This is a genomic window from Altererythrobacter sp. (assembly GCF_050299635.1).
Classification (GTDB): Bacteria; Pseudomonadota; Alphaproteobacteria; order Sphingomonadales; family Sphingomonadaceae; genus Erythrobacter.
The window spans coordinates 24,543-37,611 of sequence record NZ_JBNKWF010000020.1 but is presented as its reverse complement, the minus strand read 5'-3'; the positions used below and the strand labels follow the sequence as shown (position 1 = coordinate 37,611).

At 60.7% G+C, this 13,069-nt stretch carries 11 protein-coding genes; 4 read left to right on the top strand and 7 right to left on the bottom strand.

The features are described from left to right. The first annotated feature begins 125 nt into the window (after window positions 1–125). Window positions 126–632 carry a cupin domain-containing protein gene (locus ACQY6C_RS11230; protein WP_427968750.1) on the top strand — a complete coding sequence of 169 codons (507 nt, stop codon included), beginning with the start codon at window positions 126–128 and terminating at the stop codon, window positions 630–632. 173 nt (window positions 633–805) lie between these two features. Here ACQY6C_RS11230 and ACQY6C_RS11225 read toward each other — a convergent pair whose 3' ends face one another. From ACQY6C_RS11225 to ACQY6C_RS11195, 7 genes are all read right to left on the bottom strand, one after another. After that, window positions 806–1,990, bottom strand: coding sequence for a 3-hydroxybenzoate 6-monooxygenase (locus tag ACQY6C_RS11225; RefSeq protein ID WP_427968748.1), 1,185 nt, complete (start codon window positions 1,988–1,990; stop codon window positions 806–808). Beyond that, a complete protein-coding gene (locus tag ACQY6C_RS11220) occupies window positions 1,987–2,841 on the bottom strand; it encodes a fumarylacetoacetate hydrolase family protein (RefSeq protein WP_427968746.1) in 855 nt (284 codons plus the stop codon). Before ACQY6C_RS11220 ends, ACQY6C_RS11225 begins: the two co-directional genes overlap by 4 nt. A gap of 2 nt (window positions 2,842–2,843) precedes the next feature. Continuing rightward, window positions 2,844–3,917: a cupin domain-containing protein gene (locus tag ACQY6C_RS11215; RefSeq protein WP_427968744.1), complete on the bottom strand. Its 1,074-nt coding sequence runs from the start codon at window positions 3,915–3,917 to the stop codon at window positions 2,844–2,846. A 271-nt stretch (window positions 3,918–4,188) separates the two neighbouring features. Then, complete coding sequence (locus ACQY6C_RS11210; protein ID WP_427968743.1) at window positions 4,189–4,737, bottom strand: cytochrome b; 549 nt, start codon at window positions 4,735–4,737, stop codon at window positions 4,189–4,191. Beyond that, complete coding sequence (locus ACQY6C_RS11205; protein ID WP_427968742.1) at window positions 4,737–5,774, bottom strand: catalase family peroxidase; 1,038 nt, start codon at window positions 5,772–5,774, stop codon at window positions 4,737–4,739. Before ACQY6C_RS11205 ends, ACQY6C_RS11210 begins: the two co-directional genes overlap by 1 nt. A 113-nt stretch (window positions 5,775–5,887) precedes the next feature. Further along, window positions 5,888–7,582 (bottom strand): thiamine pyrophosphate-binding protein, encoded by a 1,695-nt coding sequence (locus ACQY6C_RS11200; RefSeq protein ID WP_427968740.1) that lies wholly within the window; start codon window positions 7,580–7,582, stop codon window positions 5,888–5,890. Window positions 7,583–7,663: 81 nt separating this feature from the next. After that, complete coding sequence (locus tag ACQY6C_RS11195; protein WP_427968738.1) at window positions 7,664–10,099, bottom strand: TonB-dependent receptor; 2,436 nt, start codon at window positions 10,097–10,099, stop codon at window positions 7,664–7,666. Window positions 10,100–10,319: 220 nt separating this feature from the next. On the opposite strand from ACQY6C_RS11195, the gene ACQY6C_RS11190 reads away from it, so the two are divergent. Genes ACQY6C_RS11190 through ACQY6C_RS11180 form a run of 3 tightly spaced genes read left to right on the top strand, consistent with a single transcriptional unit; the run spans window position 10,320 to window position 13,063 of the window. Next, window positions 10,320–11,534: an MFS transporter gene (locus ACQY6C_RS11190; RefSeq protein ID WP_427968737.1), complete on the top strand. Its 1,215-nt coding sequence runs from the start codon at window positions 10,320–10,322 to the stop codon at window positions 11,532–11,534. Continuing rightward, on the top strand, window positions 11,531–12,301 hold the full coding sequence (locus tag ACQY6C_RS11185) for an SDR family oxidoreductase (protein ID WP_427968735.1): 771 nt from the start codon (window positions 11,531–11,533) through the stop codon (window positions 12,299–12,301). Before ACQY6C_RS11190 ends, ACQY6C_RS11185 begins: the two co-directional genes overlap by 4 nt. Before the next feature lie 9 nt (window positions 12,302–12,310). Further along, entirely contained in the window at window positions 12,311–13,063 is a 753-nt protein-coding gene (locus ACQY6C_RS11180; protein ID WP_427968733.1) for a glucose 1-dehydrogenase, read from the top strand. The last annotated feature ends 6 nt before the right edge of the window (window positions 13,064–13,069 follow it).

The following is a 13,069-nucleotide window of genomic DNA, read 5'->3' as shown; positions in this document are numbered from 1 at the left end:
TTCATAATCAGAATTGTTCTATACTGATAAAAACAAATCATTTCCATTATGGAGATTCCGCGGGTGAAATCGCAGAACAGTGCGGGACGATGGGTGAAACCGATCCGACAAAAAGAGAGCCCGATATGAAAGAACTGCATTCTGATTCAGGTCTGCCCCCGATCCAGCGCGTCGTTACCGGGCATGACGCCGATGGACGCGCGATCTTCAAGTCCGATGACATCTTGCCAACACGGACGATCCCGTCCGGCGATGCGGCATTCCTGCTTCTGTGGACGACCTCAGCGGTTCCTGCCGACAACAATGACGAAACCGACGGGCGCGAGCGGGACGCCGGACTGACGCTGAACGAAGGCTCTGTCCTGCGCATCGTCGACATGTTGCCGGGGAAGGAAAGCCCCATGCACCGGACGAACAGCATCGATTATGGCATTGTCCTCAGCGGCGAGGTTGAACTGGAGCTTGATGACGGTCGCAAGACGACGGTGCCTGAAGGTGGTGTCATCATCCAGCGCGGAACCAGCCATCTCTGGCGAAACAATACGGACAAGCCGTGCCGCATCGCCTTCGTCCTGATCGAAGCCGCGCCCTATTTGCACCAAGGCGTGCCCCTCGACGAACTCAAGCCGTAGTTCCGCCATCGGCACCTTCGGACCGCCCGGTGCAGAGTTATTTCATCTTGCTGATATTGCGTCTGGCCATCGGGGGTGCTCAGCGGCATGACGCCCGTTGCGCGATCAAAACTATCATCCCGATCCGCACAGATGGGCACAAATTAGGTCGGAACGCGAAAGACAAAGCCTTGTCATTCGGTGTCTGCAATTGCCGGATCATAGTCATAGAGCCAGGCAAGACTTTCGAAGCTGTCTTCGGCGGTGCGACCCGAAAGGAAGCCGGTGGCGAGTTCGCGCGTCACCCCTTCAGCGTGATAAAAGGCACCATAGACTCGTGCCATGATTTGGCATCGACCGGTGCGTAGATAGCGCGCCTGCGCATAGTCTTCGAATGCCTGTGCGATGTCGGAGGTGCATTCGACCGAGCGGGCGAGAAGGACCGCATCCTCGAGCGCCATGCACGCACCCTGCGCCAGATATTGCAGCATGGGATGGGCAGCATCCCCCAACAAGGTCTGCCGACCTCGGCTCCAATCGCGCACCGGTTCCCTGTCGCACAATACCCACATGCGCCAGGTTTCGACCTTCTTCAGCAGACTGCGCACCACCTCGCAATTTCCGGCAAAGCGCTCATGCAATTCGGCGGGGTCGCCCTGCCGATTCCACCCCTCGACATATTTGTCGGAATGGAACACGGCGACCAGATTGAACAACTTCCCTCCGCGCAGGGGATATTGGACGAGATGGTTGCGCGGCCCGGCCCACAAAATCATTGCATTGTGGCGAAAGCGTTCCTCCACCTCCTCTATCGGCAGAACCGCGCGATAGGCGATATGCCCCGAAACGCGCGGCTCGCCATCCCCGACGATCGTTTGGCGGATCCTGGACCAAAGGCCATCCGCCCCGATTAGCGCCGCACCCTCTATCCGTTCGCCGGACGCCGCGATCGCTGTGACGCCGTCCCCTTCGTCGATGACATCCTCAATCGTGACACCCGTGCGCAATGTGATCGCCGGATCGGCCATGCATGCTTCCAACAGGGCATTGTGCAGATCGGCCCGGTGTACCAACGCGTAGGGGTAGCCGAAGCGCTTGCGGAAATCGCCAGAAACGGGGATGCGGGTCACCTCTTCGGCGGTCACTCCGTCCATCACCACCAGATCGTCGGGAAATACCGCGACAGGATCGATGGCATGGCGCAGCTTGAGATGTTCCAGCATGCGAAAGCCGTTGGGCCCCATCTGGATACCCGCGCCGATCTCTCCGAAAGAATCGGCCTGCTCGACCACTATGACGCGGCGACCGATGAGCGAAAGGGCGCGTGCCGCGGCCAGGCCACCAATACCCCCACCCACTACCAAAAAAGGCTCGCTCATGCTTCCTGGACCCCCACCGTCAGCGTTCCTATTCCGTCGATCGATGCGGCAATCCGCTCGCCCGGAAAGATCGGGCCGACGCCTTCGGGCGTGCCGGTGAACAGCACATCGCCAGGATGCAGCGTATAGTAGGAGGAGGCGAACTCGATCAGGGCCGGTACGTCCATGATGAGGTCCCGCGTGTTGGCACGCTGGCGCACCTCCCCATTCACTGTCAGCAGCAGATTCCGCCCAGACGGATCGCCAAACTCGTCAGCAGTCGTCATCCAGGGACCCAGCACCGAATAGCTGTCGAGTGACTTGCGCAGCGATCGCTCTTCGGGGCCCCGGATCGTGATATCCAGTCCGATGGTATAACCGGCAACATAGTCCAGCGCCCGCTCCCGCGAGACAGCACGGCATTGCTTTCCGATGACCACTGCCAGTTCGATCTCATGGTCCGTGCGCCGGTCGGGATGGCGGATCTCGATCGCCTGCCCCTGGCCGATGAGCGAGCTGGTGGCCTTCAGGAACAGGCCGGTTTCCTGGATGCGGCGGACATGAGCCCTGCTGAAGGTTTCCTCGTCGGAAATCGCTTCGTCCAGATGGGCCTGATAATTGACAGGAGCGGCGACCAGCTTGCCTGGGTTGGCGACTGGGCTGTGCAACTGCACATCGGCAAGCCGGTGACGTGGCGTGTCGCTCAGGTCTTTGATCGCCCGGCACACCACTGGCAGATCGGCAATCATAATGTCATGGGTGGGCAAGGGGTATCGCGCTTCGGGCAAGTCGCGAAGCGCCGCTGTGACATCCAGCACTTCGGCACCCTCGACCACGCCCAGACGAGCCCCGTTGAACAGGCATAGTCGCATGGTCAGTCAGCCCCCTTTACGTTACCATCGCGGCGTTCTTCACGCCAGAAACCCAGATAGCGTTGCAGCGCCTCGTCAGAAAAACTGAAGAGGACCAGTTCGCCGTCACTCTCAAAGCTGGTCCACGTCCAGCCGGGTGCAACGAAGACGTCGCGCGGGCCAATTTCCCAGCTTTCGTCGCCAACCGTCACCCGGCCCTTGCCTTCCACCACCGCAAAAACGCTGCCCGCCGTCGATCTGTGGAGTTGCCCGCGAAAGCCGGGCGGGAACAACGACATGGACGCCGTCATCGTCCGGATCGGCGACTGCCCGGTCGTGGGATCGGTATAGTTCAGGCACACGCCGGTTGCGTCGTCCACCGGGCCACTGCGCGCCACTGTACGAAGCGCCTCCAGCGTGCGGGCATAGGGCCAGCAGAACAGGGAAGATCGGGTTGGTGCCTGCCCCTTTGGCAGCAGGCCCTGGCCATAGCGCGCAAGGGAATCCCCCAGTGGACGCATTATTGGCTGACGCTTTTCAGGATGCGCCTCTCCAAAGGCCGCATTGAGCAGATTGACCACAAAAACATCGAGCCCGTCCAGCCAGATAACCGCCTGATCGGAATCATTGCCATGGTCGTGGAATGTGCCCGAGGGGGTGACTATGAAATCGCCAGGCGACATGATGACCCGTTCGCCATTCACCGCCGTATAGCTCCCCGTGCCTTCCAGCACGAACCGCAGCGCCGCCGCAGTGTGGCGATGGCTGGGTGCGGTCTCGCCCGGCAAAACCAACTGGATGCCGGCATAGAGAGAAGAGGTGATCCGCCCTTCCCCGCGGAACGCGGGGTTTTCGAGTACGAGAACTCTGCGCTCAGCCTCCTCCGCCGATATCAGCCTACCGGCTTGCTCAACCAGGGGTCGCAGATCGCTCCAAGTCCAGCGGAATGGCTCACCTCCCCTGGCGGGCTCCAATGGAGCCAGCTCGCGCATCAGATCCCAGAGCGGACGCATGCTCGCCGCCTCCAGTTCTTCGCGAAATCCCTCCATGGCCCCCGCGCGGTTGGCACCGCCGAATGCTTCATTCCCATCGCTCATGGGGCATAGATATTCAGGACGTCTGGCCAAAAATCAAGCGTATTTTCCCATTTTTCGATAATTATAACGTATCTTTTATAGCAGCATATCACAATATTGCGGAGGTCTATGCCACCATCTCCACCAGCAAAGGAGGAACGATGGCAAACCGGGAGGTGCTAGCTAACGCTGCGGCAGACGTGCTCCAGTGACAGTCCCAAACGCGCTGGATGCGTACCGTTGTCTTACCAAGTAGACCGTCGGGAGGTTCCCAACGCGCCGATCATGACAATCAGGGTTGCCCGCCCTGCGAAAAGCGACCGGTCATACTGTTCAGCACGCCATCGCTTCGCACCCAACCATGGCGCAACGCCGCCCCCACGTGACCCACGATCAGGACCATAAACAGCCAACTCACCAGACCATGTACGCTGCGCAGCAAGCCATAAAGGCGGATGTCCGGCTCCACCAAATCAGGAAGGACCCAACCGCCGGGCAGGACGACCGGCACGCCCGCCGCCCCCTGCATCATCCAGCCGCTCAACGGCATGACGAGCATGGCGCAATAGAGGGCAATCATCATGACCCTGGCAGCAAGCACCTGCCAGCCCGGCAGATCCGCAGGCAGATCCGGTGCGCGGAAGCGCAACCGGTTTGCGATGCGTATCATTACCAGGATCAGCACCAGCAGCCCGGTCCATTTATGCCAGCGCAGCGCCTCCGCCCGCCAGATGCCAAGGCTATCCACCATTGACGCACCCAGCAGCAGCATGGAGACGACCATTACTGCAAGCGTCCAGTGAAGCAGACGAGCGCTACGGGGATAATATTCGCGACCCATCACTGCGCACCTTCCAGCATTTCGATTGCGCGGCGACGGTAGGATTCCGCATAGGCCCCGCCGCGCGCTTGCAGTATCGGATCGGCGGAAGGCCGAATGCCGTCCACAAGCACCAGCGGATCATAGGTAATCTGGTCGCATGCTCCCCCCTGCTGCGGAGTCGTGCGGTCCAACGTGATTGTCCCAGCGTCGATCCGGGGGCGCGAAGCCGGCCAGGGCCTGGTCGGATCGTCGACCGGATCGCCCGGGGCCGCAACGACAAAGACCAGGCGAAACCGGATGGGCCCCTGCTGCAACCTGTCGGCAAGCTCGGAAAACAGGAAATCGGGCGGGCCGTCGGCGGGCGCGTCTGCCCGCGCCGCGTCTATCGGCTCAACCTGCCACCGCACAGGATGCTGTCTCCCCTCGCCATCGACGAGCAGAAAGGCGTTAATGCTGTGGTAGATTTCCGTCGCGAAGCTGGCGCTGGGGCGATAGGCTCTCTGCCACTCACCCATTGCAGCGCTTTCGGGATGCGTGGCAAAAAATTGCCCAAGCTTCGACATGTCGGGCTTTCCCGTTGCGGGATCAGGTTTCATCAGTGCCGCCAACTCATAAAATTCGGCAGGCGATGAGACCGGGAATACCGGCGGTGTGTTCATGGCTGTGCGCCATTGTTGGCCGTCAGGCTGGGTGAAGGCCAATGCCAGACTCCGTACCGGCACGCGCAGGTCCGGCGCTGTCGGGTCTCCATCCGCTGTAGCGAAGCGACCCAGCAACGGAACTGACGCCCCTTGCCGGAACAGGGGTGCCCTGGAAAGCGCGGAAAGTGCCCCGCTCGCCTCGAACCTCCCAAAGATGCAAACGCCCTTGGCATGCGCCCGTCTGTATCCCGGAAAACGCGTTTGCTCGCCGCCCTGGATGCGGTCGATGAACATGGCCGCGCCGGGAAAGCCCCCCATGATGAAGCGCGCGGAAAGAAACAGCCCGGCCAGCAGCGCAATTGCCATCCCGACCTTGATCCAGCCACGCGGGTTGTGAACAGGGGCGGGTTTCATTGCTTTCCTCTCCGAAGGCTTGAATTCAGGAATTTGCAGGAAGAAGCAGGTGGCGAATTTCACATACAACGATGTAATAACAACAACTTGTATTTCGCGGTCCGTGTCGGACTTTACTCATTGCGCCCTAACGCGGAGAAAGGGTCCTGGCCGATCAGAATCAGTTCTTCGGGCGGCACCGCATCCAGATCGACCCGCAGATTGATGCAGGCGGGCCTGCCGGATGAAATCGCGCGCTCCAGCGCGGCATTCAGGCCTTCTATGTCGCTCGCTTCGAAACCGTCCGCACCCAGAGCCGTAGCCACCGCATGATAATCTCCATTCTCCAGTCGCGTGCCCTTGATCCGATTCGGGCCGGCCACGAATTGCTGGAAATGGAGCGTAGCCCCCCAACTGCGGTTGTTGAGCACAATGACAATGACGGGAATGTCCTGCCGCACCATCGTGTCGAATTCGGCCAGGGCATAGCCCACCGCACCATCCCCCGTAATCAGGATCACCGGCCCCTTGTCCGCTCCCGTTACCACCCGCGCTCCCAGCGCGATGCCCATGCCGACACCCATCGACCCCAGATAGCCATGGCATAGAAAATCGCGTGGGCGCGCACCGGAAATCACCTCGCTCAGCCAGAGATAGGTGAGTGCACCGTCTGCAACTACGATGGTATCGCCATCAACATGCCCCATGATCGCCTCAACGGCCCGGAATGGGTGGAGCGGTGTGCGCCCATCGGCCTGCGCCGCCACCTGATCCAGCCGGTCGCGGACCAGCGCGGCACACTGTTCAGCCCAGGGCCGTCGGTCCGGCCAATCGCGCTGCAATGCGGCGGCAGCCATTGCCTCCAGCGTGGCACCGACATCGGCGATCAGCGGCAGCTCAACCTGTTGCAAACGGCCAAGCTCCCGGCTGTCGGGATCGACCTGCACTATGCGCGCATCATGAGGCAGCAACTGGCCTGATCCATGGCCAGTGTTCAAGCCGAACCGCGCGCCCAGCAACAGCACTGCGTCGGGAGCAGCCCCTTGGTCACCAAAGGTGTACAGCCCCTGCACCAGCCCACACGAACGCTCGCCCAGCCGGGATAACAGCCCCAACCCTTCAAAATCAGCAAAAACCGGAATTCCGCTGCGCTCGGCAAGCGTCGTCAGTGCCTCCCCGGCATCGGCGCGCTTGGCCTCCGATCCGACAACTATGACCGGCCGCTGTGCCGACGCCATGATATCCAGCGCGCGATCCACCATGTCGGGCAGCGGTGCAGGGCCGCCGATGGGTGGTCCGATGAGAGGGATCGGGAGATCCTCGCTCACCTGCTCTGTCAAAACGTCCCAAGGTATATCCACCAGAACCGGCCCGTATGGCGGTGACTGCGCGATCCGGATCGCCTGAGCCAGCAACCGCGGTATCTGATCGGTGGCGGTGATGCGAATAGCCCATTTGGTGACCGGCTGGGCCATTGCCACCTGATCGAAACCGGCCTGAAGGGTGTTGGTTTCCGTGTCGCGCAAAGCGCCCGATCCGGTAATGAACAGCACCGGCGTTCGGTCAAGAAAGGCGTTAGTGATAGGGGTCAGCACATTGGTGAAGCCACCGCCGGCCGTGACAAGCGCGACGCCCATGCGCCTTCCCGCCCGCGCATAGCCCTCTGCAGCATGGCCCGCCCCCGCTTCCTGCCGGGTATCGATAATCGGCAGGCCATGGTCGATGCACGCCTGGAAGATCGAGTCTATATGCGCGCCGTGCAACCCGAAGATATGCTCTACCCCCGCCGCCATCAGCGTGCGGACGGTCAGTTCGCCGCCCGTCATCATGCCCATGCTATTCCACCTCGCAATGGAGCGACCGCGCTCCCCTTCGGTCGCGCGGCCGCCACCTTGTTCCTCAACTTCAGCTTACTTGAAATCATGCCTGATGGAGAGGAGGAATGTGCGCGGCAAACCCACCTGCCCGACTAGCACGCCCGCGGAGTTCAGCTGATTGAACTTGTTAACGTAATAGACCTTGTCCGCGATATTCTTGACCTCCAGTGCCAGGGTCCAGTCACTGTCCGCATTTTGCAGCGCTAGGCGACCGTTGAACAGGGAATAACCCGGCGTCGAGGCAATTTCGCTGTTGAACAGGTCGTTGTACACCTTCGACCGGTAATTCCAGTCCAAACGCGGGGTCAACGACCCCATATCGCCCAGCGCAATCCTGTACTGGATACCCGCGCCGGCCTGCCAATCCGGCACGAACTGCGCAGTGCAGCCAAGACACGGACCATCGCCCACACCAGCGGCTGCGCCGAGTTCACGATATTTGAAATTGATGTGGCTTAACGTTGCATCGATTCTCAGATCGTTGACCGGTTCCGCCTGCAATTCGGCTTCGAATCCGGTGATCCGAACCTTGCCCGCGTTGGATACGGTAGTACCAGGACGATTGGGCGTCACAGTACTAAGCTGAAGATTGGTATAGTCGCTTCGGAAAGCCGACAAATTGAGCCGCAGGCGCCGATTAAACCATTGCGACTTCAGGCCAACCTCATAGGATTTCAGTTCTTCCTCCGCAAATGGCAGAACTTCGTCGATAGAGGTCGGACGCGGGTTGACGCCGGGCGCCTTGAACCCCGTCGAGAAGGTCGCATAGGTCATGAACTGCGGCGTCCATTGATACTGGGCAGCCAGGCGATAATCGACCCGATCTGTCTTGGACGTCACGCTCGGCTGGCCGGCGAAACCCGGCAAGACCGGCGAGAACGGATATCCGGCCGGGATGTTACGCACGAAGGTGTATTTCTTGGAAACGTCAGAATAGCGCAATCCGCCTTCGATGCTCAGTTTTTCAGACGGATGCAGCACGACATGCGCAAAGGCCGAGCGGTCCTTGTCCTTCACGGGATCCTTGCCATAGAAGACCAGGCCGGGATTGGTCGCTGTCGGATCAAAAGCGTTGAACAGCAAGAAGAAGGGCAGGTAGATGAAATCATTCAACTCGGTGTGGCCGTCGTAATAATAACCACCAACGGTCCAGTCAGCCAGACCTTCCGCCACCGATCCGGTCAATCGCAGTTCCTGGCTGAACTGGTGATGGCGCGGCTTGAAGTAATTGTCGTTGATATGAATGGGCGCATTGCCCCAGATCTCCGAATATTCGCCTGAGTAGGCGCGATAGCCGGTGATGCTGGTCAAAGAGATGTCCGCGCCGATCCTCCAATTGATCTTGCCGGAAATGCCCCAGGATCGCAGGTCGCTGGTTTTGGGGAAGCTCTGCCCCGTCCGGAAATCGGTATAAGTGGCATAGCTGGTGTAGGGGCTGTCGGTGATGAAACGACTGTCGAAGGGAATACCGAATGTCGTGACGGACGGATCTGCATAGCCCGGAATGCCAGGACCGAAGCCAGCCAGTGCGGAAGGCGGGTTGGTATTTACGGCCAACAGTTTTTCGCCGGTCGGCTGGCCATTGTCGTCGGTCAGATCGGCAATGATGTTAACTTCGAAATCGTCCGTCGGTGTGAAAAGCAAGTTTGCCTTGATCGCCTTCACGTCGCTGCCACCATTGCGACCGGTCACGCAATCGCCTGTCTCGCCCAGCGGCTTGATACGCGGCAGCGTTCCGGCCTGCGCCGGATTTTCGCAGACGAAATCAATCAATCTGACGTGGCCGTCATAGGAATTGACGCCGCCGGAAACCCTCAGCGCCAGCACATCGGGGACCAGGCCGATATCAAATGCGCCCTTGACCTGGATACGATTGAAGCTGCCCAGGCCCGCCTCAAGGAAACCGCTATTATCACCACGCGGGCGGGTTGAGCTGATGCGCACGGCACCGCCTTCGTTGTTCTTGCCAAACAGCGTTCCTTGCGGGCCGCGCAGAACCTCGACCTGACCCACATCGGTCAGTTCGAACAGCGCGCCTTGCAGGGTGCCCTGATACACGTCGTCGACATAGATGCCGACGCCCGGTTCGAACGCCGGCAGAACATCATTCTGGCCAACACCGCGGATATAGGCGAGCACCGATTTGCCAAAGCCGCCGGTGTTCTGCTGAAGCGTAACGCCAGGCGAAACCGCCGAGATATCCTCGATCCCAGCTGCCCCGCGGGCTGTCAGTTCATCGCTCGACAGGGCAGTGATGGAAAGCGGAGTCCTTTGCGCACTCTCCTCCCGGAAACGGGCGGTGACAACGATCTCCGGAATGCCCTCAGCTTCGGCCTGGTCAGACTCCGTGTCTTGCGCATAGGCAGGCAGGGCGATCGCCTGGGCCAAAGCGACCACCAGCGCGCAACGTGACACCCCATGACCGATATATCCGGCAACACCCAAGCTCTTTGATACAGCTTCCTGCATGTTTGATCTCCCCTCCAATGATCGGTCACTGCGCCTTTCGAGTTGACCGCCTTTGTGCATAATAGCTATAAATGAAGAAAATTAATGTCAATATGTTTCCATATAATGCGAATATATGTCCCTTTTTGGGCGCAGGTGGAGGGAACGGGTGAGGTCTCTTGAGGCAGATTTATCAGAAACGCAGGCTGCAACAGCGTCTTCTCAGGGCGCGCGACATCGCATGAAAGGATATGAAAACCGGCTGGTCGCCATTCTCGCGCTGGCAGGCGGCGTAGCGGCGCTGGATGCGCAGGCAGTCTTCTATCTGATGCCGTTCATCGCGGTTGACCTGCATCTCGACAATACCCGCATCGGCATTATCAGCTCGGCGGTACTTATCAGTTGGTCGTTGGCGGCCTTGCTTGTCGCACGACTGTCGGATCGGGTCGGACGACGCAAGCCCTTCCTCATCGGTTCCTTCCTGCTCTTCGCGCTGCTCTCGACCATGAGCGCCTATGCCGGAACCTTCGCGGTCATGTTTGCAGCCCGCCTGTTGATTGGCGTGGCGGAGGGCCCCGTCATCCCGATGCAGCAGGCGATCATGCTGGCCGAATCCTCCCCACACCGTCGCGGCCTCAACATGGGGATTGTGCAAAATTTCGGCGCGCAGCTCATCGGGTCGATGCTCGCTCCGCTGTTCCTGGTCTGGCTGGCCACACATTACGACTGGCATTCTGCCTTTTTGGTTGCCGGCGGCCCGGGTCTGCTTGTGGCGGCGTTGATCGCCTGGCTGGTGCGCGAACCGATCGCAAGTGTCAGGCCGCAGGCGCATGAGGGGCCGTCCTGGGCGCTATTGCTCGCTGATCGCAATATCAGGCTGTGTATCCTGATCGGCACCGCGTCGGTCGCATGGTTCTTCCTGCTGCTCAGCTTCCTGCCGCTCTGGTCGATCCAGAAACTGGGACTGACGCCTGCGGAGATGAGCGTCGTCATGGGCGCCATCGGCGCGGCGGGCGCCAGCTCTGCCATATTGGTCCCCGGTCTTTCCGACCGGATCGGGAGACGCCGGGCAATTGCCGGCTTTGCACTTGTGGGGGCGATAGCTCCAATCGGGGCACTGCTGGTTGGACCGCATCCAGTGCTACTTTGCATCGCCATGCTTCTTGGCTGCCAGATGCTGGGGACCTTTCCGCTCTTCATGGGGGCCGTACCGCTTGAATCAGTGCCAGCGCGTCACGCCGCGTCCGCATCCGCTCTGGTCATAGCGATCAGCCAGATCGCCGGCGGCGTATGCGGGCCGCTGATAGGAGGAGTGATGGCGGACCGCTTTGGCCTGGCGACCCCGCTCTATGCCAGCATTGCCCTGGCGCTGCTGGCGGCGGTTCTCGCGACAAGGCTGAACGAAACCGCAGGCACACGCCAGAAGAACGGACAAATGGAGGGAGACAAGCCATGACGGCATTGTTGAAGGACAAGCTGATCGTCGTCACCGGCGGTGCAAGCGGCATCGGCCGGGGTATCGCTCTGGCGGCGGCGCGCCACAGTGCACGCGCCGTCGTCATAGCCGATCTGCAACCCGACCCGAAGGAAGGTGGCGCGACGACCACTTCGCTGCTCGAGGAAATGGGAACGATTGCCCGCTTCTGCCGAGTAGACGTTACCAGCCGGGCGGATATGGACGCGCTCGTCGCGGACACGCTTGATCTGGGCGGCGTGGACGTGATGGTTTGCAATGCAGGCATCGCCCTTCCCCGTGACGGCTGCGACATTAGCGAGGAGGATTTTCACCAGCTTCTGCGCGTTAACCTGGACGGCGTACTTTTCAGCGCCCAGGCCGCGGCTGCCCAGATGCGGTCACTTGGCAAGCAAGGCAGTATCGTGATGACCGGTAGCATGGGCGGAATTCGCGGGGCCGCAGTTACGGTCGGCTATTCGACGACAAAGGGCGGCGTATGCTTGATGGCGGCCTCGCTGGCCGATGCGCTTGGACCTGATGGCATTCGCGTCAACGCAGTTTGCCCCGGTCTGATCGACACCAGCCTCATCAACGCTTCACCCGGCGTGGCCAAGGCGGCGCAGGGCCTGGTCGATCGCATGCCGCTGCGACGGCTGGGACAGCCTTCGGAAGTCGGAGATGCCGTCGCCTGGCTTGGTTCCGACTGTTCCAGCTTCGTCACGGGCGTATCGCTGGCCGTCGATGGCGGCCTGACGGCCATAATCTAGGACTGCTCTATGACAGACTTATCAGGCAAATCTGTGCTGATTACTGGCGCCGGATCCGGTATCGGACAGGCCAGCGCGCTTGCCTTTGCTCGCGCTGGCGCGGGCGTGACGATCGCCGATAGAGATGCGGCGAGCGGCAACGTAACGCTGGAGATGATCCAACAGGCAGGCGGTACCGCGCAATTTGTCTGCACCGACATATCCCGCGCGGACGAGGTGACGGCGATGGTCGCCGCCGCCGTCGCTCGCTTCGGACGGCTGGATTTCGCACACAATAATGCAGGGGTGGAAACCGCTCTCGCCCCCATTGCGGAGGCGGACGAGGCGGATTGGGATCGGTCAATGGCGATCAACCTGAAGGGGGTATGGCTGTCAATGCGAGCGGAAATTCCGCATATGTTGGCAGTAGGAGGCGGCGCCATCGTGAACACCGCCTCGGTCGCCGGATTGACTGCCGCCCCGATGGCCGGTGCCTATGCCGCCGCCAAACACGGGGTCGTCGGCATCAGCCGTACTGCAGCCGTTGAATATGCCGAGCAAGGCATACGGGTAAATGCCCTGTGCCCCGGCCTCACCCGAACGGGCATGACGGACCGGCTCAACGCCCTCGCACCAGGCATGCTGGATAGCCTGACACCGGCGATGAACCGGTTTGCCAGCCCAGAGGAAATTGCAGCGGTCGCACTATTCCTGTGCAGCGACGCAGCGTCCTACCTCACCGGACAGGCGATCGCGGTGGACGGCGGTGCAACAGCAATTTAAGGAGAA

Excerpts from the sequence above, each read along its gene's own strand:
- ACQY6C_RS11230 (WP_427968750.1), top strand. The coding sequence starts at position 126 with ATGAAAGAACTGCATTCTGATTCAGGTCTGCCCCCGATCCAGCGCGTC.
- ACQY6C_RS11225 (WP_427968748.1), bottom strand. The coding sequence starts at position 1,990 with ATGAGCGAGCCTTTTTTGGTAGTGGGTGGGGGTATTGGTGGCCTGGCC.
- ACQY6C_RS11220 (WP_427968746.1), bottom strand. The coding sequence starts at position 2,841 with ATGCGACTATGCCTGTTCAACGGGGCTCGTCTGGGCGTGGTCGAGGGT.
- ACQY6C_RS11215 (WP_427968744.1), bottom strand. The coding sequence starts at position 3,917 with ATGAGCGATGGGAATGAAGCATTCGGCGGTGCCAACCGCGCGGGGGCC.
- ACQY6C_RS11210 (WP_427968743.1), bottom strand. The coding sequence starts at position 4,737 with ATGGGTCGCGAATATTATCCCCGTAGCGCTCGTCTGCTTCACTGGACG.
- ACQY6C_RS11205 (WP_427968742.1), bottom strand. The coding sequence starts at position 5,774 with ATGAAACCCGCCCCTGTTCACAACCCGCGTGGCTGGATCAAGGTCGGG.
- ACQY6C_RS11200 (WP_427968740.1), bottom strand. The coding sequence starts at position 7,582 with ATGATGACGGGCGGCGAACTGACCGTCCGCACGCTGATGGCGGCGGGG.
- ACQY6C_RS11195 (WP_427968738.1), bottom strand. The coding sequence starts at position 10,099 with ATGCAGGAAGCTGTATCAAAGAGCTTGGGTGTTGCCGGATATATCGGT.
- ACQY6C_RS11190 (WP_427968737.1), top strand. The coding sequence starts at position 10,320 with ATGAAAGGATATGAAAACCGGCTGGTCGCCATTCTCGCGCTGGCAGGC.
- ACQY6C_RS11185 (WP_427968735.1), top strand. The coding sequence starts at position 11,531 with ATGACGGCATTGTTGAAGGACAAGCTGATCGTCGTCACCGGCGGTGCA.
- ACQY6C_RS11180 (WP_427968733.1), top strand. The coding sequence starts at position 12,311 with ATGACAGACTTATCAGGCAAATCTGTGCTGATTACTGGCGCCGGATCC.